Source organism: Rhizobium sp. NLR10b (genome assembly GCF_019685435.1).
Classification (GTDB): Bacteria; Pseudomonadota; Alphaproteobacteria; order Rhizobiales; family Rhizobiaceae; genus Rhizobium.
This window is the reverse complement of the sequence record NZ_JABDWV010000012.1, coordinates 50781-72916: the sequence shown is the minus strand read 5'-3', so window position 1 is coordinate 72916 and position 22136 is coordinate 50781. Positions and strand designations below refer to the sequence as shown.

At 60.5% G+C, this 22136-nt stretch carries 25 protein-coding genes; 13 read left to right on the top strand and 12 right to left on the bottom strand.

All coding sequences use genetic code 11. The features are described 5' to 3' along the window. Nucleotides 1-230: 230 nt before the first annotated feature. From HJB91_RS20155 to HJB91_RS20110, 10 genes are read left to right on the top strand one after another with little or no spacing between them, the layout of a single operon-like run. Nucleotides 231-965, top strand: a complete 735-nt coding sequence (locus tag HJB91_RS20155; RefSeq protein ID WP_210631147.1) for a GntR family transcriptional regulator — start codon at nucleotides 231-233, stop codon at nucleotides 963-965. Further along, nucleotides 965-1786 (top strand): sugar phosphate isomerase/epimerase, encoded by an 822-nt coding sequence (locus HJB91_RS20150; RefSeq protein ID WP_221147630.1) that lies wholly within the window; start codon nucleotides 965-967, stop codon nucleotides 1784-1786. Before HJB91_RS20155 ends, HJB91_RS20150 begins: the two co-directional genes overlap by 1 nt. 48 nt (nucleotides 1787-1834) lie before the next feature. Continuing rightward, on the top strand, nucleotides 1835-2503 hold the full coding sequence (locus HJB91_RS20145; protein ID WP_210631149.1) for an amino acid ABC transporter permease: 669 nt from the start codon (nucleotides 1835-1837) through the stop codon (nucleotides 2501-2503). 9 nt (nucleotides 2504-2512) lie between these two features. Then, a complete protein-coding gene (locus tag HJB91_RS20140) occupies nucleotides 2513-3163 on the top strand; it encodes an amino acid ABC transporter permease (protein ID WP_210631150.1) in 651 nt (216 codons plus the stop codon). A gap of 42 nt (nucleotides 3164-3205) precedes the next feature. Then, nucleotides 3206-4030, top strand: coding sequence for a transporter substrate-binding domain-containing protein (locus HJB91_RS20135; RefSeq protein WP_210631151.1), 825 nt, complete (start codon nucleotides 3206-3208; stop codon nucleotides 4028-4030). Nucleotides 4031-4037: 7 nt separating this feature from the next. After that, nucleotides 4038-4811 (top strand): amino acid ABC transporter ATP-binding protein, encoded by a 774-nt coding sequence (locus tag HJB91_RS20130; protein ID WP_282615049.1) that lies wholly within the window; start codon nucleotides 4038-4040, stop codon nucleotides 4809-4811. A gap of 18 nt (nucleotides 4812-4829) precedes the next feature. Continuing rightward, entirely contained in the window at nucleotides 4830-5690 is an 861-nt protein-coding gene (locus HJB91_RS20125) for a shikimate dehydrogenase (protein ID WP_210631152.1), read from the top strand. Nucleotides 5691-5705: 15 nt separating this feature from the next. Then, complete coding sequence (locus HJB91_RS20120) at nucleotides 5706-6074, top strand: 5-carboxymethyl-2-hydroxymuconate Delta-isomerase (RefSeq protein WP_210631153.1); 369 nt, start codon at nucleotides 5706-5708, stop codon at nucleotides 6072-6074. 32 nt (nucleotides 6075-6106) lie between these two features. Beyond that, on the top strand, nucleotides 6107-6556 hold the full coding sequence (gene aroQ, locus HJB91_RS20115) for a type II 3-dehydroquinate dehydratase (protein ID WP_210631154.1): 450 nt from the start codon (nucleotides 6107-6109) through the stop codon (nucleotides 6554-6556). A gap of 3 nt (nucleotides 6557-6559) precedes the next feature. Continuing rightward, complete coding sequence (locus tag HJB91_RS20110) at nucleotides 6560-7597, top strand: Gfo/Idh/MocA family protein (RefSeq protein ID WP_210631155.1); 1038 nt, start codon at nucleotides 6560-6562, stop codon at nucleotides 7595-7597. 237 nt (nucleotides 7598-7834) lie between these two features. On the opposite strand, the gene HJB91_RS20105 is transcribed toward HJB91_RS20110, so the two are convergent. From HJB91_RS20105 to HJB91_RS20090, 4 genes are all read right to left on the bottom strand, one after another. After that, entirely contained in the window at nucleotides 7835-8068 is a 234-nt protein-coding gene (locus HJB91_RS20105) for a BolA/IbaG family iron-sulfur metabolism protein (protein ID WP_210631156.1), read from the bottom strand. Between the two features lie 18 nt (nucleotides 8069-8086). Beyond that, nucleotides 8087-10318 (bottom strand): phosphoribosylformylglycinamidine synthase subunit PurL, encoded by a 2232-nt coding sequence (purL, locus tag HJB91_RS20100; RefSeq protein WP_221155788.1) that lies wholly within the window; start codon nucleotides 10316-10318, stop codon nucleotides 8087-8089. Between the two features lie 121 nt (nucleotides 10319-10439). Continuing rightward, nucleotides 10440-11018 (bottom strand): acyloxyacyl hydrolase, encoded by a 579-nt coding sequence (locus tag HJB91_RS20095; RefSeq protein WP_221124332.1) that lies wholly within the window; start codon nucleotides 11016-11018, stop codon nucleotides 10440-10442. Between the two features lie 122 nt (nucleotides 11019-11140). Next, the gene (locus tag HJB91_RS20090; RefSeq protein ID WP_210631159.1) at nucleotides 11141-12559 is read right to left on the bottom strand and encodes a PLP-dependent aminotransferase family protein; all 1419 of its coding nucleotides are present in this window, start codon (nucleotides 12557-12559) and stop codon (nucleotides 11141-11143) included. Between the two features lie 80 nt (nucleotides 12560-12639). Here HJB91_RS20090 and HJB91_RS20085 point away from each other — a divergent pair, with 80 nt between their 5' ends. Beyond that, nucleotides 12640-12894, top strand: coding sequence for a DUF1127 domain-containing protein (locus HJB91_RS20085; RefSeq protein WP_221147631.1), 255 nt, complete (start codon nucleotides 12640-12642; stop codon nucleotides 12892-12894). Between the two features lie 21 nt (nucleotides 12895-12915). Here HJB91_RS20085 and HJB91_RS20080 read toward each other — a convergent pair whose 3' ends face one another. The 7 genes from HJB91_RS20080 to HJB91_RS20050 all read right to left on the bottom strand — a co-directional run bounded on the left by HJB91_RS20080 (nucleotide 12916) and on the right by HJB91_RS20050 (nucleotide 18954). Next, complete coding sequence (locus tag HJB91_RS20080; protein ID WP_210631161.1) at nucleotides 12916-13314, bottom strand: hypothetical protein; 399 nt, start codon at nucleotides 13312-13314, stop codon at nucleotides 12916-12918. Nucleotides 13315-13403: 89 nt separating this feature from the next. Beyond that, on the bottom strand, nucleotides 13404-14075 hold the full coding sequence (gene purQ / locus HJB91_RS20075; protein WP_221124335.1) for a phosphoribosylformylglycinamidine synthase subunit PurQ: 672 nt from the start codon (nucleotides 14073-14075) through the stop codon (nucleotides 13404-13406). After that, on the bottom strand, nucleotides 14072-14626 hold the full coding sequence (locus tag HJB91_RS20070) for an RNA 2'-phosphotransferase (protein WP_210631163.1): 555 nt from the start codon (nucleotides 14624-14626) through the stop codon (nucleotides 14072-14074). Before HJB91_RS20070 ends, purQ begins: the two co-directional genes overlap by 4 nt. 48 nt (nucleotides 14627-14674) lie before the next feature. After that, nucleotides 14675-14917: a phosphoribosylformylglycinamidine synthase subunit PurS gene (gene purS, locus HJB91_RS20065; protein ID WP_011425539.1), complete on the bottom strand. Its 243-nt coding sequence runs from the start codon at nucleotides 14915-14917 to the stop codon at nucleotides 14675-14677. A 35-nt stretch (nucleotides 14918-14952) separates the two neighbouring features. Next, nucleotides 14953-15717, bottom strand: a complete 765-nt coding sequence (gene purC / locus HJB91_RS20060) for a phosphoribosylaminoimidazolesuccinocarboxamide synthase (protein ID WP_085780082.1) — start codon at nucleotides 15715-15717, stop codon at nucleotides 14953-14955. Nucleotides 15718-16010: 293 nt separating this feature from the next. Continuing rightward, a complete protein-coding gene (locus HJB91_RS20055) occupies nucleotides 16011-18305 on the bottom strand; it encodes a bifunctional diguanylate cyclase/phosphodiesterase (RefSeq protein ID WP_221155787.1) in 2295 nt (764 codons plus the stop codon). Between the two features lie 94 nt (nucleotides 18306-18399). Beyond that, nucleotides 18400-18954, bottom strand: coding sequence for an alpha/beta hydrolase (locus tag HJB91_RS20050; RefSeq protein ID WP_210631165.1), 555 nt, complete (start codon nucleotides 18952-18954; stop codon nucleotides 18400-18402). Nucleotides 18955-19126: 172 nt separating this feature from the next. Between HJB91_RS20050 and HJB91_RS20045 the strand changes: the two genes are divergently transcribed. Continuing rightward, nucleotides 19127-19930 (top strand): DUF2189 domain-containing protein, encoded by an 804-nt coding sequence (locus HJB91_RS20045; protein WP_210631166.1) that lies wholly within the window; start codon nucleotides 19127-19129, stop codon nucleotides 19928-19930. Nucleotides 19931-20030: 100 nt separating this feature from the next. Continuing rightward, the gene (locus HJB91_RS20040; protein WP_221155786.1) at nucleotides 20031-20513 is read left to right on the top strand and encodes a low affinity iron permease family protein; all 483 of its coding nucleotides are present in this window, start codon (nucleotides 20031-20033) and stop codon (nucleotides 20511-20513) included. A gap of 269 nt (nucleotides 20514-20782) precedes the next feature. On the opposite strand, the gene purB is transcribed toward HJB91_RS20040, so the two are convergent. After that, the gene (purB, locus tag HJB91_RS20035; protein WP_221155785.1) at nucleotides 20783-22090 is read right to left on the bottom strand and encodes an adenylosuccinate lyase; all 1308 of its coding nucleotides are present in this window, start codon (nucleotides 22088-22090) and stop codon (nucleotides 20783-20785) included. Nucleotides 22091-22136 lie beyond the last annotated feature (46 nt).

Genomic DNA, 22136 nt, shown 5'->3' with positions numbered 1-22136 from the left:
CGACTATCAAAATAATCGATTATCTGTCAAGCTGTAACTGTACATTCCATCCTGACGGCTAATGTAAATACGCCTGAATATGGCAATAAACCTCTGAAATATCATGATTAAAATGGCGTTCTAAAGGCGCGGCCACGGAAGCTCAATACTTTTCGGTGCGTCCGGGTTGACACGAATAATCGTTTATTGTACCGATAATCGAAACTTGCGCTGGATTGCTGGGAGGAAGAATGGACACGGCCGACGACAGCTCTCTTGGGCCGTTGACAGAAGATGTGCCGTCAATCGGCTTTCTCGACGATGGCAAGAACACCATCGGCAGCCAACTCGCATCGCGCCTTCGGGAGGCGATTATCTCCGGTGAGCTGGAAGCGGGAAGCAAGATCAATCTCGACAAGGCGCGGAAGACTTTCAACGTCAGCCTAAGCCCGTTGCGGGAGGGCTTAGCCCGGCTCATTTCAGACGGCCTGGTCGAGTTTCAGGACAACAGAGGCTATCGCGTCGCGCCAATCTCGCTGGCTAATCTCGAAGAGGTCACGAGCCTGCGCGAGGAGCTCGAGGTTTTCGCGCTGCGTGAATCCATGCGTCTTGGCGACGTCGAATGGGAGGGCAACATCATGCGTGCGCTTCATCGTCTTAACCGCACGGAGCGCGACGCCGCGCGTCCCGAAACGCTAGAGCACTGGGAAGCGCTTCATCGCGAATTCCACCTCACCTTGATCTCTGGCTGTGGCAAACCTCTGCTATTTCACTTCTGCAGTCTTCTGCTGAATCTCAATGACCGATATCGCCGCGTTTTCCTGATCCGTACATCGGGAGACCGCAATGTAGGGCAGGAGCACAGCGAGATTGCCCAGGGAGCGGTCGCGCGTGATGTCGACTATGCCTGTGAGAAGCTCCGCCAGCACATCCATCGCACCGGCACCAATCTCCGCAACCATCTCGCGACGAAAGGGATCGCATGATGGCCGCCGCGACATCGAAATCGGCGCCCCTGATTGGCGTTGCGCATTTCTCATCGATATTGCTGCCTCCCGTGCAATTTGCGAAGGTCGCCGCCCGCGCAGGGTTCTCCAGGATCGGGCTCAGGCTGAATCCGGCGTTCCCTGGTGCGCCTTACTACGAGCTGCCTGTCGGTGGTTCGGCTGCAGGCGATCTGAAATCCGTGCTTGCCGGCGAAGGCGTCGAGGTTTTCGATATCGAATTCTTCGTAATCGACCCCTCATTCAAGGCCTCGTCGGTTGAGGCCACCATCGCTGCGGCTGCAAACATTGGAGCGCGCCGTCTCAGTGTCTGCGGCGACGATGCTGACCAAGCCAGATTGGTATCGAACTTCTCGGATTTCTGCGGCCTCGCGGGCCAGTACGGCTTAGCTGTCGACATCGAGAACATGGGTTGGCGGGTGATTAAAACCTTTCAGGACAGCGTCAATCTTGCGAAGGCGAGCGGTGCCCGCAATGCCGGTGTCCTCGTCGACGGAGTCCATTTCTTCAGGAATGGCGGCACACTCGCCTCGCTCCGAACCGAGATCGGCTGGGTAAAGCACGTTCAGTTGTGCGATGTCGCTGGACCGGCGCCGGTGACAGCAGAGGAGATGGTCGCTGAAGCTAGAGGTGGGCGGCTCGCACCGGGGGAGGGCGAATTGCCGTTGAAGGAACTCGTCGCAACGGTCGATAGCTCCGCGGCGATCTCGGTGGAAGTCCCACTCGCAGGGTCTGTCCCGCCTGAGACGCATTTGAAACATCTGTACGACAACGCCGAAGGATTATTCGGGCCGGATCGCTGATCCGGCGCCGGCGAGGCGTGAGCCGCGTCGGAGGGAGGAAGTCAACATATGGGTTATACGTTCGATTTTGGTGCGGTCTTCGACCGCGCCCCGGAATTGCTGTGGGGTTCGCTTGGAACGCTCGGTCTGGCGGTTGTCGGAATGATCCTTGCGCTCGCGATCGGTATTGTCGGCGTCGCTGCGAGAACGTCCAAGAACAAACTCGTTCGGGCTCCGGTGATTGCCTTTGTCGAGATTGTCCGAAACACACCGTTTCTGGTGCAGATATTCTTCATCTACTTCGCGCTTCCGCTCATGGGTATCCGTCTCAACCCCACCGCTACCGCCATCATCGCGCTGGGGATCAACGGGGGCGCCTATGCGATTGAGATCATACGAGGCGGCGTGGAAAGCGTGAGCAAGGGGCAGGTCGAGGCGGGCTTTGCGTTAGGCCTGCATAAAACCGATGTGTTCCGGCTGATCGTTCTGAAGCCGGCTCTCCGGGCGATCTATCCGTCCCTGACCAGCCAGTTCGTGATGCTGACCTTGACGACTTCGGTCTGCACTTCGATCGCCGCCTACGAGCTGACCTCGGCGGCGCAGCGAATCGAATCCGACACTTTCCGGAGTTTCGAGGTCTATTTCAGCGTGACCGCAATCTATCTGCTCATCTCGAGCCTGATGATGGGCATCTTCGCCCTTATCTCCCGTTCCTACTTCAACTACCCGACCCGATAGGAGGCGTTCATGGGTCCCATCGGTGAAAACGAGCTGTTCTTTCTCTTGCAGGGTCTGAAGTGGACTGTGCTGCTGGCCATCATCGGGTTTGTCGGAGGAGGTGTATTTGGAATCCTGATCGCTCTGGTGCGCACGTCGCAGAACCCTGTCGCACGCTACGCATCGTCGGGCTACATAGCGCTCTTCCAGGGCACGCCGCTCCTGATGCAGCTCTTCGTCGTCTACTACGGCGTCGCGCTATTGGGCGTCGACGTCAATGCATGGATCGCTGTGGCCATCGCGTTCACCCTCCATGCAAGCGCCTTCCTTGGCGAGATCTGGCGCGGCTCGATCGAGGCCGTTCCGAAGGGCCAGACCGAAGCCGCGAACGCACTGGGGCTGCATTACGTCTCCCGGATGAAGGACGTTGTCCTGCCGCAGGCGCTGAAGATTTCGATGCCTGCAACCATCGGATTTCTCGTTCAGCTGATCAAGGGCACATCGCTCGCAGCAATCGTCGGCTTTATCGAGCTTACCCGTGCCGGACAGATCATTTCAAACCAGACCTACCGTCCACTGCTCGTCTTTGGGATCGTCGGAATGGTCTACTTCATTATTTGTTGGCCTCTTTCCCACATCGGGAGCGGCCTCGAAAAACGGATGGCGAAAGCTGCCCGGTAACCTTGCTTCGCCCGAAGCAAGACCACAGAGGAGGAGAACGTAATGCATAGCAATCGCAGACAATTTCTTGGAATGGCCCTGGCTACGGCCGCCTTCGTCACGGTGGGCGCAGCTGCGGCTTCCGCGGCGACCGTCGAGGAGATAAAGGCCAAGGGCACGATCGTCGTCGGCATTCAGGGCGACAACGCGCCATGGGGCTTCGTCAACACGAGCGGCAAGCAGGACGGGTTCGATGCCGATGTCGCGACACTTTTCGCCAGGGAACTCGGAGTTAAAGTCCAGTTCCAACCGCTTGCCGTCGCCAACCGCATTCCGGCCCTGACCACCGGCAAGGTCGACATCCTGTTCGCCACGATGGCAATGACGGAAGAGCGCGCCAAATCGATCCAGTACAGCAAGCCATACGCGGCGAACACGATCTCGCTTTATGCGGCAAAGGCCGACACCGCGAAAACGCCTGCCGATGTTGCTGGGTGGGAAATCGGCGTGCCGAAGTCCAGCTCGCAGGACAAGGCCATTACCGACGCTGTGGGATCGACGGCGACCGTCCGCCGCTTCGACGACGACGCTTCAACCATTCAGGCGCTGGTCTCCGGACAGGTCAAGGCCGTCGGAGGCAACATGTTCTACGGACAGCGGCTGGATGCCGCCAGCCCAGGCACCTACGAGCGGAAGATCGACTTCCTGACGACTTACAATGGCGTCGGAACGCGACTGGGCGAGAAGGACTGGAACGAGGCCGTCAATGCCTTCCTCGACAAGATCAAGGCTAATGGCGAACTTGCAGCCATCACCAAGAAGTGGATGAAGATCGATCTGCCGACGTTCCCGGAATCCATTCCCAACATCCCGTTCACCGTCAAGTAAAGCATAAATGGAGGGCGCCGTGCTCAGTTCCGCTAACGACCAGCCGACATTGATATCGCTTGAAAAAGTGGAGAAGTGGTACGGCTCCTTCCATGCGCTGAAAAACATCAGCCTGTCGGTTCGCAAAGGCGAGAAGATCGTCCTCTGCGGGCCTTCGGGTTCCGGCAAGTCGACGTTGATCCGCTGCATCAATGCCCTCGAGCTAATTCAGGAGGGCAGGATCGTCGTCGAGGGGCAGTTGCTCGACGGCACCAGCAAGGCGGTTGATGCCATTCGGCGCGAAGTCGGGATGGTGTTCCAGAACTTCAATTTGTTCCCGCACATGACCGTTCTGCAGAACTGCGCGCTCGCGCCCATGAGGGTCCGCGGAACGAGCCGCGCTGACGCCGAGCGACTGGCGAGAAAATACCTCGAACGGGTTCGAATCCTTGATCAGGCGGAGAAGTATCCCGCGCAGCTCAGCGGAGGGCAGCAGCAGCGTGTCGCTATTGCCAGGGCCCTTTGCATGGAACCCAAGGCGATGCTGTTCGACGAACCGACATCTGCGCTCGATCCGGAAATGGTCAAGGAAGTGCTGGACACGATGATCGGACTGGCACGCGACGGCATGACCATGATCTGCGTCACCCATGAAATGGGCTTCGCCCGCCAGGTTGCAGACAGGGTCATCTTCATGGCTTCCGGCGAGATCGTAGAGGAGGCCGAGCCCGAGGTCTTCTTCAAGTCTCCGAAGCATGAGCGCACCAAGGCTTTCCTTGGCGAGATCCTCGCACATCACTGAGGTGATTGGGTTATTGAAATGAATAACAAAAAATTTCTCGTCGGTCTCATCGGGGCCGACATCCAAATGTCGAAGTCTCCCGCACTGCACGAAACCGAGGCGCGGCACCTGGGGCTGGATTACCATTACGAACTCTTCGATTTCGCCGAACGCGGTCTAACCGCTTCTGCCCTGCCTGAATTGCTCGCCGAACTTGAGGACCGCGGCTTCGCTGGAAGCAACATCACGCACCCGTGCAAGCAGACGGTCATCGCTCATCTCACAAGCCTATCCGAGGACGCCGAGATGCTCGGAGCAGTCAACACGGTCGTGCTTCGGGACGGAGAGCGGATCGGGCACAATACGGACTGGTATGGATTCTACAAGAATTTCGAGCGCGGTATGGCTGGTGTCGCCAAAACTCACGCCATCCTGCTCGGGGCAGGCGGCGCAGGGGTCGCCGTCGCGCATGCGGCAATCAAGCTCGGCATCGGGATGCTCTCGATCTTCGACCAGGACGCACATCGCGCCGCCACACTTGCCGATCAGCTCAACCGACGCTTTTCAAGAACCTGCGCCCAACCGATCAGAGACGTCGGTGCGGTGCTCGCTTCGGCCGACGGGCTGATTCACGCTACGCCGACGGGCATGCGAAGTCATCCGGGTCTCCCGATCGAACCGGAATGGCTTCACCCACGTCACTGGGTCGCCGATATCGTCTACATGCCGCTTGTGACCGAACTTCTGGCTCTGGCAGAGAAGAAGGGGTGCAGGACCTTGCCGGGAGGCGGCATGACGGTGTTCCAGGCGGCGGCGGCCTTTGAACTGTTCACGGGTGTAAAACCGGATGCGGAGCGCATGTCGCGCCACTTCGAAGAATTGTGTAGAGCTACAGCCTGACCGGGAGGACACGCCTTGCCGCACATCATTATCGACTATAGCCAGGGTGCTGCCGAACGGGTGGCGATCGATGAATTGACCAGAGCGGTCCACCACCGGGTGCGAGACGGAGGCCTGGTGAAGCCCACTGCCGTGCGGACCTTCGCCAGGGAGGCGACCTTCTCCTGCGTCGGCGACGAGCATCCGGAAAATCACTTCATCCAGATAATCGTGCGCATGGCGCCAGGCCGGCCGGCAGAAACCAAGCGGGAATTGTTGAAGTCGGTCCTCGAAGCTGCGCGCGCTGTCGCAGCTCCCGCGCTGCAAGCAGGCCGGCTGGGGCTGCGGGCCGATCTTTACGAATCCGATCCGAATTTCGCATTCCAGGAAATAGCGTTCGCCTGAGCTTGGCAACGCCTTACACAAGGAAAATCGCAATGAGCCTGATCTACGTTCTTAATGGCCCAAACCTCAATTTGCTCGGCAAACGTCAGCCTCACATCTATGGTCACGAGACGCTGGCCGGTGTCGAGGCAGACTGCCGGAAACTGGCCTCGGAACTCGGCCACGAGATCCGTTTCCACCAGAGCAACCGTGAATACGAAATCATCGACTGGATCCACGAAGCGCGCGAAGACGGAGCCGGTATCGTCATCAATCCGGCCGCATTCACCCACACGTCGCTTGCGATACTCGATGCCTTGAACACGTTCGAAGGTCCAGTCATCGAGATCCATATCTCCAACATGTATAAGCGCGAAAGCTTCCGTCATCATTCCTTCGTTTCCCACCGCGCCGACGGCATCATCACCGGTCTTGGTACGGAGGGCTATCAGCTCGGAATCCGGCGCGTCGCGACGATGCTCACGGCAACGACGAAGGACTGACAAATGACTCCTCCGGTCAAACTGGCGGTCCTCGGCGCGGGGCTTATCGGGAAGCGCCACATCAAACACGTGCTGGACGAACCGATGGCGGAGCTTGTCGCTATCGTCGACCCGAGCCCGGTTGGAGAGGCGATCGCCAGCGAGGTCGGCGCCAAATGGTTTTCGACCTTCGCTGAGATGGTCGCCGCAGCGCGCCCTGACGGCGTCATCATTGCGACACCCAACCAGATCCACGTCAGAAACGGTTTTGAAGCCGTAGAGGCCGGCATCCCGGCATTGATCGAGAAGCCAATCGTCGACGATATTGCCGCTGGCGAGAGGCTCGTTGAGATGGCCGAGGCCAAAGGGGTTCCGCTGCTGACCGGGCATCATCGCCGACATAATCCGATGATGCAAAAAGCTAAACAGGTTATCGAAAGCGGAAAGCTCGGGCGAATACTGATCGTGAATGCCATGTTCTGGCTATTCAAACCGGAGGAATACTTCGACACTTCCTGGCGGCGCGAACGCGGCGCGGGACCAGTCTTTCTCAATCTGATCCACGACATCGACAACCTCCGCTATTTATTCGGGGATATCACGGCGGTCCAGGCGCTCGAATCCAACGCAGTTCGCGGAAACGCCGTTGAGGAGACCGCAGTGATCCTGATCGAGTTCAAAAACGGAATTCTCGGCACTGCTTCCGTTTCGGATTCCGTCGTCGCGCCATGGAGTTGGGAGATGACGACCGGCGAAAACCCCGCCTATCCTAAAACTGAGGAGGCCTGCTACATGATCGGCGGCACGCACGGGTCGCTGTCGGTGCCGTCACTCAACATGTGGAGCAATCCCGGCAGCAGGGGCTGGACGGAACCGTTCGAATGTCATCGCGCCAAAATCGAAAACCAGGATCCGCTGGTCCTGCAGATACGCCAGCTTTGCAGGGTCATTAGAGGGGAAGAAGCGCCGCTGGTCAGCGGACGTGAGGGACTAGAAACCTTAAAGGTTATCGACGCCGTGAAGCGATCCGCCGCAGCGGGCAAGCGAATCAGCCTGACCTAAATGGTTGCGTGCCAGCTCACGGCGATCGGGAGCGTTACGCGCGGTGGCGGCATCCCTGGGACATCCCTCGAGTCAGGCCCGAGGACAGGAATGAGGGAGGTTGAAGTACGGCGCACAACGAGGCCGGACACCTTTGTCATCCAGAACCGCTTTGCAGAGAACTAAAGACCCGGCAGGAAGGAATCCTTCCATCCGGGTCTCTTTATTTCAAAGCTTCAACCGGCCGAAGCCGGTATGTCAATCCGGCGCGGATGTCTGCAGAGCGAGAGCGTGCAATAGGCCGCCCATGTTGCCCTTCAGCGCCTCGTAGACCATCTGGTGCTGCTGCACGCGGCTCTTGCCGCGGAAGGCTTCGGCGACGACTTCGGCGGCGTAGTGATCGCCGTCGCCCGCGAGATCGCGGATCGTCACCCTGGCACCGGGAATCCCAGCCTTGATCATGTCTTCGATATCGCCGGGTTTCATGGCCATGATGTTACTCCTTGCGCATCATTCCGCGGCAAGTTCGCCGCGGCCTTCCATGAAATCAGGGAACCACGATTCATGGGCATCGCGCAATTGCTGAATCGGCAGTGAAATAAGATCGCCGACATCAAGTGCATCTCCACCGACCGTGCCGAGGCGACGGAAGGGAACGCCGGCACCTTCCGCATTGACGCAGACGAAATCGGCAACATCGGCCGGCACAGCCAGCACGTAACGGGCCTGGTCTTCGCCGAAGAGCAGCGCATGCGCAGCACCCTTGCCTTCGCCCATATCGATCTTCATGCCCTTGTTCGAGGCCATGGCCATTTCGGCGAGCGCGACGGCCAGGCCGCCCGAGGAAATGTCGTGGCAGGCGGTCGCCTGGCCGTTGCGGATGACGGAGCGGACGAAATCGCCGTTGCGGCGCTCGGCGAAGAGATCGACTTCCGGCGCCGGCCCTTCACGGCTGGAGAGCAGGTCCCTGAGATAGACGGACTGACCGAGATGGCTGCCGTCCACGCCGATCATGATCACCTTGTCGCCGTCATTGGCGCTGCCGATGCGGACCATCTTGCGCCAGTCCGGCAGCAGGCCGACGCCTGCAATCGTCGGGGTCGGCAGGATGGCGACGCCATTGGTCTCGTTGTAGAGCGAGACGTTGCCGGAGACGATCGGGAAATCGAGCGCCCGGCATGCTTCGCCGATGCCCTTCACCGCCTGAACGAACTGGCCCATGATCTCAGGCTTTTCGGGGTTGCCGAAGTTGAGATTGTCGGTGGCGGCAAGCGGCTCGGCGCCCGTCGCGGTGATGTTGCGCCAGCATTCGGCGACCGCCTGCTTGCCTCCCTCGAACGGATCGGCCTCGACATAACGCGGCGTCACGTCGGAGGAGAAGGCGAGCGCCTTGCTCTTGTGGCCATCGACGCGCACGACGCCGGCGTCGCCGCCGGGGAGCTGCAGCGAATTGCCCTGGATCAGCGTGTCATACTGTTCGTAAACCCAGCGGCGGCTCGACTGATTGGCGGAGCCGACGAGCTGGAGCAGCGCCTGGCCGTAATCCTTGGGGGCGGCGACGAGATTGGCGGGCAGGGGCGCAGGCTTGCCGGATTCGCGCCAGGGGCGATCATATTCCGGCGCCTGGTCGCCGAGATCCTTGATCGGCAGGTTGGCGACTTCTTCGCCCTGGTGCATGACGCGGAAGCGCAGGTCGTCGGTGGTCCTGCCGACGATGGCGAAATCGAGGCCCCATTTGACGAAGATCGCCTTGGCTTGCTCTTCCTTCTCCGGCTGCAGCACCATGAGCATGCGCTCCTGGCTTTCCGACAGCATCATCTCGTAGGCGGTCATCCGCTCTTCACGGACCGGCACCTTGTCGAGTTCCAGAAGAATACCGAGATCGCCCTTGGCGCCCATTTCGACGGCCGAGCAGGTGAGGCCGGCCGCACCCATATCCTGGATAGCGATGACGGCGCCGGTCTTCATCAGTTCGAGGCAGGCTTCGAGCAGGCATTTTTCGGTGAAGGGATCGCCGACCTGAACCGTCGGGCGCTTCTCCTCGATCGATTCGTCAAATTCAGCCGAGGCCATCGTCGCGCCGCCGACGCCGTCGCGGCCGGTCTTGGCGCCGAGATAGACGACCGGAAGGCCGACGCCCTTGGCTTCAGACAGGAAGATGGCATTCGATTTCGCGATGCCGGCGGCAAAGGCGTTGACCAAGATGTTGCCGTTATAACGCGCATCGAACTCGACTTCGCCGCCGACGGTGGGAACGCCGAAGGAATTACCGTAGCCGCCGACGCCGGAGACGACGCCGGAGACGAGATGGCGGGTCTTGGGATGATCCGGCTCACCGAAGCGCAGCGCGTTCATCGCGGCGATCGGCCGCGCGCCCATGGTGAAGACGTCGCGAAGGATGCCGCCGACGCCGGTCGCAGCACCCTGATACGGTTCGATGTAGGAGGGGTGATTGTGGCTCTCCATCTTGAAAACCACGCAATCGCCGTCATCGATATCGACGACGCCGGCATTCTCGCCGGGCCCCTGGATGACGCGCGGCCCCTTGGTCGGCAGTGTCCGCAGCCATTTCTTCGAGGATTTGTAGGAGCAGTGCTCGTTCCACATGGCCGAGAAGATGCCGAGCTCGGTGAAGGTCGGCTCGCGGCCGATCAGATCCAGAATGCGCTGATACTCATCCGGCTTCAGGCCGTGGTTTGCAATGAGGTCCGGCGTGATCGGGATGGTGTTTGGAATGGTCATGAGCGGAAAGTCCCTGGCGCGTTTTGCGCTGTCTTTAGCTTATGTAGCGGCGACGCGCGACAGAAAAAAGCCCACCCTCAACAGAGGGCGGGCAGGCTTTTCTCGTAAAGGCGGCAATCGCTCAGAACTTGTAGCCGATCTGGATGCCGGCGCGCGTCATGCCGTCGTTCGGGCCGTCGCAGAGATTGGCATGAGAGGAGTGGGCGATCTGGGCCATCACGTTCCAATTGCGGGTGAAACGGTAACCGGCGCCGACATATTCGTGGAACAGAACGCGACAGCCGAGTTCCGGGCCGTCATCATTGTCGTCCAGCTCGCCGGTGTGGATGACGCCGCCGAATCCGGTTTCGGCAAAGAGCTTTTCGTTGAGATCGACCGTCCAGGTGAAGCCCGTGAAGAATTGCGTTGCTTCACCCGAGGTGCCGATCGAGGTCCCGAGATGGACGCGGGGATGCAGCAGCTGTTGTTGCCAGCCGACAGCCCCCTCATATCCGAAAGGATCGAAGAGAGCGGTAATCTCCGGAAAGACGCCATCTTCCCCGGCCCGACCCGATTGCACCGAGGCGGAAGCCCCGAAACGCAATTCATCGAATATCTGCTCGCTGGCATTGGCCGAATCCACCATCGAGGCGGCGGCTACGACTGCCACGGATGCCAGCCCCAAGAAGCGTAACGCGATCCTTCCGAACTCGACCCTCATCTGCCGTCCTTTGATTCGCACCAAGCGGGAATAACAAAGAGGTAGCACGGGGGGCGAGGCGGTAAAGCGCTCTCGTCAGGCGTGTGCGTTTTTTCGAAATTATGGCGTGCATTTGCAACAGATCATATTTCGCCGTCATAGGCGGAACCGCCATTTTCCAGCAGCCGGCGCAGGATCATCAGGCCTGCGGTCAATTCCTGGCCTGTTTTGGGTGAGGAGAAGCCGATGCGAATGCGGTAGTAGGTTTTCTCGCCGCGGGCCGCCTTGAACTCGTCTTCGTCATCGACCAGCACGCCGTCGCGAAAGGCGGCATTCTTGAAGGTGCCGGACATCCAGGGCTCCGGCAATTTCAGCCAGAGGAAGGGCGCATGCGGATGCGACGCGAAGTCGAAACCCTGCAGATGTTCGCGGGCGAGATGGGCGCGCCGGGAGAGTTCCCCGATAACCTCCTTGCGGATGTCGTGCGCCCGGCCGCTTTCGACCAGGCGGGCACAGGTCTCTGCCAGGATGAAAGGCAAGCCGCCAGTGACCATCCTGTGCGTCACCTTGATGCGCTGGGCAAAATGCGGCGGGCAGGCGACCCAGCCGCCGCGCACACCGGCGGCGACTGATTTCGACAGGCCGTTGACCAGAAAGGTGCGGTCGGGCGCAAGGGAGGCGATGAGCGGCGTCTCATCGTCGGCCATGCCGCCGTAGAGGTCGTCCTCGATCAGCCAGACGCTGTGCTTTCGGGCGATTGCGGCAATTGCCGCGCGCCGCTCATGGGGCATGATCGTCACTGTCGGATTGTGGACAGTCGGCATCAGGAAGGCGATCTTCGGATGCTGCTGCTGGCAGAGCCGTTCGAAATCATCGGGAATGACGCCGAATTCGTCGGATGCGACCGTTACCGTGCGGCGGCCGAGAAGGCGGGCGCTGCGGCTGACCTGGGTGTAGGTCAGATTTTCGAAAACGATCTTGTCGCCCGGCGCCGAGACAGCGGCAATAACGGCGACCGCCGCGGCATGGGCGCCGAGCGTCGGCACGATGTTTTCGACTTCCGGCGTCCAGCCGCTGCGGGCAAGCCAGCGGCGGCCCGCCTCGAACCAGTTGCGCGGAAAACTTCGGGAATAGGAGGAAATCTCGGTGAGATGCTGTTCGCCGATCTCGGCGAGGATGGCTGAGATGATCTTGCCCTGGCCGAGGTCGGGGGCGGCTGTCGTATCGAAACGGATCTTGTCGGCAGGCGCGTCCTGAAAGCGAGTGCCGCCGAGCGAGACGGCCACTGGATCGGCTTGTTCACCGGGCGGCGTCTCGGCACGGTTCAGCACATAGGTGCCGCGGCCAACCTCGCCGGCAACCAGGCCGCGCTCGTGCACCAGCGCATAGGCGCGGCCGATCGTGCCGATCGTCACGCCGATATCATAGGCAAGATTGCGCTGCGGCGGCAGTTTGCTGCCGGCGGGCAGGGCGCCGCTCGCAATGGCGGATTCGATGCTGTCGGCAAGCCGGAGATAGACCGGCCCGGAGCCGCGGGAAAGATCTGGAAGCCAATTTGTCATGGTGACAATTGCTATATTGTCACCATGTCCCTGTCAAGATTAAGAGTCAATTCCAAGGACGAGCCGAGAGGATTCCTGGAATGTCTGCATTGCCCGAAATCAATACGCCAATTGTGCCGATTGTCTCTTATGAGGACCGGCGCGTCATCCTTCCCAGTCCGCCTGCCGAGGCGACGACGCGTCTGGGATGGATCTGGGCTGCCATTCGTCTCTGGCATCAGAAGCGGGAGGGCCGCCGCGCGCTCAGGGAGCTTTCGGCGGCGGGACTCAAGGACATCGGGGTATCGCAGTCCGAAGCCGCACGCGAAATCAGCAAGTCATTTTTCTGGGACTGACGCTGCGGATGATCACAGCGATCAATTGCAGGCCCTGTTGCCGCCGGACCAGCGGTTGACGTCGGCGGCGATGCGGCCGGCGACAGGCTCCTGCATCATCGGACCAAAGGCCTGCAGATGGGCAGGGCTTCCCTCGGCCTGGACGACGAGCAGCGGCCGGCTTTCCGGGCTGCCCTTGTGGACGAGCAGGATACGCGGCCGACCGGAGAAGGAATTGAGTTCCGGAGCGAGCTTATAGGCTGCAAAGGCCGGATCGCCCGATTTGAACCAGCAGGCATTGGCGCCGAGCGCTACGCGCTCCATCGTCGGCAACGCCGCCCGGTTTGGACCTGCTGCCGGTGCCGGCGACTGGCAGGCCGCCACAATGGTTGCCAGAGCAGTCAACAAAGCGGTGTTTGCGACGGTGAGGCGAGGGCGCATTGATCTTGCTCCAGTGATCCGGATGAAAGTCTTCTGAGTTACATGCCGTTGCCCGCGGCGCGCCTACGGGCGGCATGGCTGAGGTGGGGTCAGGCGGCGACGACGTCGAGCGCCGAGGCGAAGAGGCCTCGGCCATCCGAACCGCCATGGGCGGTCTCGATCAGGTTTTCCGGATGCGGCATCATGCCGAGCACATTGCCCTTTTCGTTCATCACGCCGGCAATGTCGTTGATCGAACCGTTCGGATTGGTGCCCTCGGCATAACGGAACAGCACCTGACCATTGCCCTCGATCTTCGCCAGCGTCGCTTCGTCGGCAAAATAATTGCCGTCGTGGTGGGCGACAGGGCAACGGATGACCTGCCCTTGCGCGTAGGCGCGGGTGAAATCCGTCTCGGCATTGACGACTTCGAGCTTGATCTCGCGGCAGACGAATTTCAGCGAGGCGTTGCGCATCAGCGCGCCAGGCAGCAGGCCCGCTTCGACGAGGATCTGGAATCCGTTGCAGACGCCGAGGACCTTCACGCCCCTTGCAGCCTTGTCGATGATCGCCTGCATGACCGGCATGCGGGCGGCGATCGCGCCGCAGCGCAGATAATCGCCATAGGAGAAGCCGCCGGGGATGACGATCAGGTCAACGTCAGGGATTTCCGTCTCCGTCTGCCAGATCGTCACCGGTTGGTGACCCGAGATCTTGGTGAGAGCTGCGATCATGTCGCGATCGCGGTTGAGGCCCGGAAGTTGAACGACGGCTGATTTCATAGAGTCCCCGCATTTCGCGAAAGATATTGGACTGGAACGCTCTCGGCGAGCCATACTCCATTGTCCGCGACAAAGAAAGAATGGCCTTCTGAAAACATGGCGGCTGCGTCGACACGCAGAATGATATAGTCGCCCTTGCGGCGCACGGCGACTATTTTCGCCGTATCGATGTCAGCCGACAGATGGACGTGGTGCCGCTCCATCTTCTTCAGGCCTTCGCGCTTGATCGACGGCCAGTTCGTGAGTGACGTGCCGTGAAAGAGAACTGCCGGCGGTTCAACCGGGGTCAATCCCAGATCGACCTCGACACTGTGGCCCTGGTTGGCGCGAATCCTGTTATCAACAAGCGTGAAGCGTTTCTTCGGACTGTTGTCGATGATCTCGACGATATCGGCGCGGGAGATGCCGTATTTCGACGTCAGCACCCTTTCGAGATCATCGAACGATACCCAACCCTCGGCATCAAGCGTCAAGCCTGCGGCATCCGGCGCATGGCGCAAAACATAGCTCATGAATTTCGAGACTTCCGTCTCCAGCTTTGCCTTCAGCATGACGCTCAATCCATAAGACCCGCCGGTTGACGGGCAGGTCAGCAATGGTCAGTCGATTGCGATCGCGTAGTTCTCGATGACCGTGTTGGCGAGCAGTTTTTCGCACATCGCCTTGAGGTCTGCCTCGGCCATGGCCTTGTCGGCGCCTTCGAGCTCCAGGTCGAAGACCTTGCCCTGCCTTACATGGCCGACGCCCGAAAAGCCGAGGGCGCCGAGCGCGCCTTCGATGGCCTTGCCCTGCGGATCGAGAACGCCGTTTTTCAGCGTGACGGTGACACGAGCCTTGATCACTTTGTCTTTCCTGCCTTACTTGACCAGACGAATTTTTATTTAACCAAAACGGGGCCGGTGCCGCGCACAGGCTCATTTTCATTGATGATGCCGAGACGGCGAGCGACTTCGGAGTAGGCTTCGAGCAACCCGCCGAGGTCGCGGCGGAAGCGGTCTTTGTCCATCTTCTCGCGGGTTTCGATGTCCCAGAGCCGGCAGCTGTCCGGCGAGATCTCGTCGGCGAGGATGATGCGCATCAGATCGCCTTCGAAGAGGCGGCCGCATTCGATCTTGAAATCGACGAGCTGGATGCCGACGCCGAGGAAGAGGCCGGTCATGAAATCGTTGACGCGGATGGCGAGCGCCATGATGTCGTCGAGCTCGGCCGGATTGGCCCAGCCGAAGGCGGTGATGTGCTCTTCGGAGACCATCGGATCGTCGAGCGCGTCGGACTTGTAATAGAATTCGATGATCGAGCGGGGCAAAACGACGCCTTCCTCGATGCCGAGGCGTTTGGCGAGAGAACCGGCGGCGACATTGCGCACGACGATCTCCAGCGGGATCATCTCCACTTCCCTGATCAGCTGCTCGCGCATGTTGAGCCGGCGGATGAAATGGGTGGGAATGCCGATCTTGTTCAGATGGCTGAAGATATATTCGGAAATGCGGTTGTTCAGGACACCCTTGCCGTCGATGACTTCATGTTTCTTCTTGTTGAAGGCGGTGGCATCGTCCTTGAAGAACTGGATCAAAGTGCCCGGCTCCGGACCCTCATACAGAATCTTTGCCTTGCCCTCGTAGATACGGCGGCGACGGTTCATCTTGGTCATTCTCTGTTGTTGGCGCTCTTGGGATAGCGCGAGTGGATCGATCTCGTGGCGTCCCCTTAAAGGAAAAGAGAGTGTTTCACAATCCGCCTGTCGCTCCTTCCCCGGTTTCCGGATTTCGTGGCCCCGGTTTCCGGATTTCGTGGCCCCGGCTGCCGGTTTTCATGGCCCTGTTTCCGGATTTTACGGAATAGCGCGAAGAGAATCGAATGAATTCGCTTTACGACTCTAGCCGCTTTTTCTCTACGGTGGAATGAAGGCGAAATGGCGGGCCGCATATACAGGTTTTATTTGGCGGTTCTGCTTGGCGTCGCGCGGAGAAGATGCGTCTGCAAGCCGCGCGCGGCGGTCAGATGGCGCCAGCTTCCGGCGCGGATGAAGGAGGGGATCTGTATGGCCGGCATCGGCCGGGCGAGCGCATAGCCCTGCAGCGTGTCGCAGCCGAGTTGCTCCAGAATGCGCACATGATCCGCCGTTTCGACGCCCTCAGCGATGACGAGAATATTGAGCGAGCGGCCGATATCGATGATGGAGCCAACGAGTTTACGCTGCTCGGCAGATTGCGGCAGCATGCGGATCAGCTCGCGATCAATCTTCAGCGTGTTCGGGCTCAGGCGCAGAAGGCTGACGATCGAGGCGTGGCCGGTACCGAAGTCGTCGATATGGATGTCGATGCCGAGCTTGCGCAGCTTTTTCAAATTGGCGGCCACCGCCTCGTCGCAATCGTCGAGCGAGATCGATTCCAGCAGTTCGAAGGCGATGGCGCCGGGTTCGATTTTCAAGGCGCGCAGCTTCTTGCCGAGGTCGGGATCGGTCAGCCGGCGGGCGGAAACGTTGACCGATATTTTCGGGATCGACAGCCCATCCTTGATCCAGGTACGGCGGTCTGCCAGCGCGCGCTCCAGGATCAGGGCGTCGATCGTCGAAACGACGTCGAGATCCTCTGCGATATCGAGAAAGCGATCTGGCGTCAGCAGGCCGTGTACGGGGTGTTGCCACCGGGCGAGCGTCTCGACGCCCGTGACATCGAGCGTGCGGGCGTCGAATTGCAATTGATAGAACGGCACGAATTCATTGCGCTCCAGGCCGATCAGGATTTCGTCGGCGAGTTGCTTGGCCGAGACGATATCGTTGCGGGCCGATGCCGAGAAGAATTCGAAGCGATTTCGGCCGAGCCCTTTGGCGCGATAGAGCGCGATGTCGGCGTCGAGCAGCGTCTGCTTGGCGTCGAGCTTGGTGCCGCCATTGACCGCGATGCCGATGCTGGCGCCGAAACGGCAGTCATGCCCCTCGTATCTGACGGGCCGGCGCAATTCGCGGATCAGGCGTTCGGCCAGGCTGGCGATCTTCTTCGATGCAGCATCGACGGCGCAGAGGACGACAAATTCATCACCGCCGATACGCGCGACAAAATCGGCGGCGCGGACCGAATGTCTGAGCACATTTGCGGCGTGCTGCAGCATGGCGTCGCCCGCCCGATGGCCGAGGGTATCGTTGATCTGCTTGAAGCGATCGAGATCGATATGCAGAACCGCCAGAGCAAGACCGCTGGCCCGGCATTCCGCCGCGCGGTCGTCCAGCATCTTGTCGAGATAACGGCGGTTGGGCAGGCCGGTGAGGTAATCGTGCAATGCCAGGTGCTCGATGTTTTCCTTGACGGCTTCGAGTTCGCGGTTGCGGGCTTCCGCCAGTTCCTTGGCGCGCTGCAGCTCGTTGCGAAGCGCGACCTCCTCGGTGACGTCCCAATTGGCGCCGATCAGCTTGCGTTGGCCGTTGCCGTCGACGAAGAAGGCCGAGCGGGCACGGATGATCCGTTCGACGCCGTCGCCGCGGATGATGCGGTATTCCTGCTGAAAGTCGCTGCCGCTTTCGACGCTGCGATCGGCGAGGCCGAGCACGCGCTCACGGTCGTCCGGATGCAGGCTTTTGGCCCAGGCGTCGGCGCCGATCTTGCGCGCCGCACCCTGCAAGCCGTAGATGGCAATCAGGCGATCGTCCCATTCGACGACGTCATTTTCGATATCGGCCTCGAAGACGCCGATGCGGGAAACTTCCAGCGCCAGGTCGAGCCGGCGCGACAGACGCGACAGCGTCTCCTCGGCTTCCTTGCGGGCGGTGATATCTGTATCCGTTCCGACGATGCGCGTCGGGACCCCGTTCTCATCCCATTCGACGCAGGCACCACGGCAATCGATCCAGACCCAATGGCCGTCCCTGTGGCGTTCACGATATTGGAAGATCTGATAGGCCGGATCGCCGGCATTCTGCCGCTCGATCGCATGAGCAACGAAGTCGCGGTCGTCGGGATGGACGAGTTGCAACCAGGCCTCATAGTCGCCGGCGACGTCCTCGTCCGGCGCCATTCCGCGGATGGTTTTCCACGTCGGCGAATAATATTTCCGGTCGAGACGGTAATTGTGATCCCATACGCCGAGGCCGGAACCAACAAGCGCATGGTTCCAGCGGCTCTCGCGCTCAGCCAGATCGGAACCGTCGGTTGACCCGTTGCCGACGCCGGCCTCAGCCGCTGCGAGATCGCCATGCGGTTCATCGGCCTCCGGGCGGGCTTTCTTCACGGGCATTCTCGCTGATTTCATCTCGGCGCAGTCTGCGGGCTTTCTATTAAGAAAGGCTTAGAAAGCGGTCGCTGAAAAGGCGAGGGCCGGGTTTTCCAAATCAGGCAGAAAGGCGACTGAGGAACTGGGCGAAGACCATTGTTCCTTCGGGCCACGGGCCATGCCCGGAATCAGCATTGATATGCCCCGCCTCGCCGGCATCGACGAGGAAGGAACCCCAACTGCTGGCGATATCGTCAGCATGGTCGTAGCTGCCGAACGGATCGTTGCGGCTGGCGACGGTGATCGAAGGGAAGGGCAGCGGGTCACGCGGATAGGGGCCGAAGGTCATCAGGTGCTTGGGGCGAATGTCTGGATTGGTGACTTCAGGCGGAGCGACAAGGAAAGCGCCTGCCACCCGCTTTCGGAAATGCGGGATGGCATGGATTGCCGAGGGCACGCCGAGCGAATGGGCGACGAGCACGACCGGGCGGGTCGAGGCGTTCACCTCTTCGGCGATGCGGGCGATCCAGTCCTCGCGGACCGGCTTCGTCCATTCGGCCTGTTCGACGCGCCGCGCCGTGCTGAGCTTCGCCTGCCAGCGGCTCTGCCAATGGCTGGGGCCGGAATTGGTGTAGCCGGGGATGATGAGAATATCTGCGTCTGAGGCTTTCATAGTGCCGCCGATGTGAGAAGGCTTGACCAAGATGTCAAGAGGGGGCGGCAAGGGAGCGACACGGGCGCTGAAGTTTGTTATGTTGCTCCAGTGCCGGTTGCGGATTTCGTATCGGCTTATCCGCCGATGCATGTCCGCGGCCGACCAAGTCTCGGCTGAGGAGGAGAAAGCCATGGCGGCATTTCATGTCATGACGGGTGCCAGCGAAAATTTTGTTTGGCCCGTGGTCAACCGCATCGGCATCGCCGATGTTTTCGATGCGCTGAAGCGCGGGCTCGACGATTTCAGTGAAAAGCCTTCGCACTACGTGTTCCTGTGCCTGATGTATCCGATCGCCGGCATCTTCCTGACGCTGTGGACCTCCGGCGCCAACCTTCTGCCGATGGTCTTTCCGCTGATGTCCGGCTTCGTGCTGATCGGTCCGATCGCGGCGATCGGCCTATATGAGATCAGCCGCCGCCGGGAGGAAGGCCTCGACACCTCATGGACGCATGCGCTCGAGGTGCGCCGTTCGCCGGCGCTGCCGTCGATCATCGCGGTCGGGCTGATGCTCTTTGGCCTGTTCGTCGTGTGGCTTGTGACGGCGCAGACGCTGTACACCAATCTTCTTGGCGACGTGTTTCCGCGCACCATGGCGGATTTCAGCCGCCAGGTCTTCGGCACGGCCGAGGGCCTGCAACTGATCATCTGGGGCAATCTCATCGGTTTTGTCTTCGCGCTTGTTGTGCTGGCCATATCGGTCATCACCTTTCCGCTTCTGCTCGATCGTGACGTCGGAGCGGTTGCCGCCGTCGTGACCTCGATCCGCGCGACGATCGCCAATCCGGTGCCGGTACTGCTCTGGGGCCTGATCGTCGCCGCACTTCTCGTCATCGGCACGATCCCGGTCTTTGCCGGGCTCGCGCTCGTCATCCCAATCCTCGGCCATGCGACCTGGCATCTCTACCGCAAGCTGGTCGCTCGCGAAGCCGTATGATCACGGCTTCTCCCGGGACCTCAGCCCAGACCGGGGTCCCGGGGGAACATACGAACCTGCCACGGCGTTTTTAGCATGGACTTCGATTTCAGAGGTGACGATGAAGCATCTGTTCGCCCGCTTCGCAACCAAGATATCGGAATGGGCGGGTAAGCCCGTCATCTTCATCCTGGCCCTGAGCGTCGTCATCATCTGGGCCGTGCTCGGCCCCTTCTTCAACTATTCGGAAACCTGGCAGCTCATCATCAACACGGGCACGACGATCATCACCTTCCTGATGGTCTTCGTGCTGCAGAACGCCCAGACGCGCGACACCCGGGCGATCCAGGCCAAGCTCAACGAAATCATTCTGACAAGCCATGCGGAGAACCGCTTCATCGGCATCGAAAATCTCGACGAGGAAGAGCTGAAACATCTGGACGAACTGGTCGCCAAGGCGGCCAAGGGACGGGGGCAGACGGAGGCCTGCCAAACGACCGAGATCGCGCAAGCGACGCCGCCGCCGAAAAAAGCGCAGGCGCGCAAACGCTCTGTCAATGCCAAAGCATTGAAGCAGAAACAACGGCCACTTGAGAAAAGCTGACCATCATCCATTCTGCAATCACAAAAATAACAAGGCACAATTGAAAACGACGCCCTGAAGGACCGTCAGTTTGTTGGAAAAATCTCCTCAGTCATGCTCGGCCTTGCGCCGAGCATCTTACCTCTGCAATTTCCTAACGGGAATTTCAGCCACTTATTGGGTCAGCGCAGTTCCTCGGCACAAGGCCGAGGATGACGTCGCGAGTCTCGCAGTGGTTTGTCAACAGCCTGACGACGCCTGAAAGACGCCGTCATATCGTTGCAGCCCACTCAAGCGTTGCCGAAGACGCGGCGGAAGATCGTATCGACATGCTTGGTGTGATACCCAAGGTCGAACTTCTCCCGAATATCCTCTTCGGACAACGCAGCCCTGACCTCGGCATCAGCCAGCAGCTCTTCCAGGAAATCCTTGCCCTGTTCCCAGACCTTCATGGCGTTGCGCTGGACGAGGCGGTAAGCATCCTCGCGGGAAACACCGGCCTGGGTCAGTGCAAGGAGAACACGCTGGGAGTGGACGAGGCCGCGGAACTTGTTGAGGTTCTTCTCCATGTTCTCCGGGTAGACCAGCAGCTTTTCGATGACGCCGGCGAGGCGGGAGAGGGCGAAGTCGAGGGTGACCGTCGCGTCGGGACCGATCATGCGTTCGACCGAGGAATGGGAGATATCGCGCTCGTGCCAGAGGGCGACGTTTTCCATGGCCGGCACGGCGTAGGACCGGACCATGCGGGCGAGGCCGGTGAGGTTTTCGGTTAGCACCGGGTTACGCTTGTGCGGCATCGCCGAGGAGCCCTTCTGGCCGGGCGAGAAGTATTCCTCGGCCTCCAGCACCTCGGTGCGCTGCAGGTGGCGGATCTCGGTCGCCAGACGCTCGATCGAGGAGGCGACGACGCCGAGGGTGGCGAAATACATGGCGTGGCGGTCGCGCGGGATGACCTGGGTCGACACCGGCTCGGCCTTCAGGCCGAGCGCTTCGGCGACATGTTCCTCGACGCGCGGATCGATGTTGGCGAAGGTGCCGACGGCGCCCGAGATGGCGCAGGTCGCGACTTCCTCGCGGGCGGCGACGAGGCGCTGGCGGCAGCGCTCGAATTCGGCATAGGCAAGCGCTAGCTTGACGCCGAAGGTGGTCGGCTCGGCATGGATGCCGTGCGAGCGGCCGATAGTGACCGTGTCCTTGTGTTCGAAGGCCCGGGTTTTCAGCGCTGCGAGCAGCCGGTCGAGATCGGAGATAAGGATGTCGGTGGCACGCACCAGCTGGACGTTGAAGCAGGTGTCGAGCACGTCGGACGAGGTCATGCCCTGGTGGACGAAGCGCGCATCCGGGCCGACGATCTCGGCGAGGTGGGTGAGGAAGGCGATGACGTCATGCTTGGTGACGGCCTCGATCTCGTCGATGCGGGCGACGTCGAAGGTGGCCGCGCCGCCTTTTTCCCAGATGGTCCTTGCCGCCGATTTCGGGATGACGCCGAGTTCGGCTAGCGCGTCGCAGGCATGCGCCTCGATCTCGAACCAGATGCGGAACTTGGTTTCGGGAGACCAGATGGCGACCATTTCGGGCCGGGAGTAACGCGGGATCATGGGCGGCTGCCTTCACTTCGAGAGGTTTGAACGTCTAAGACGCAAT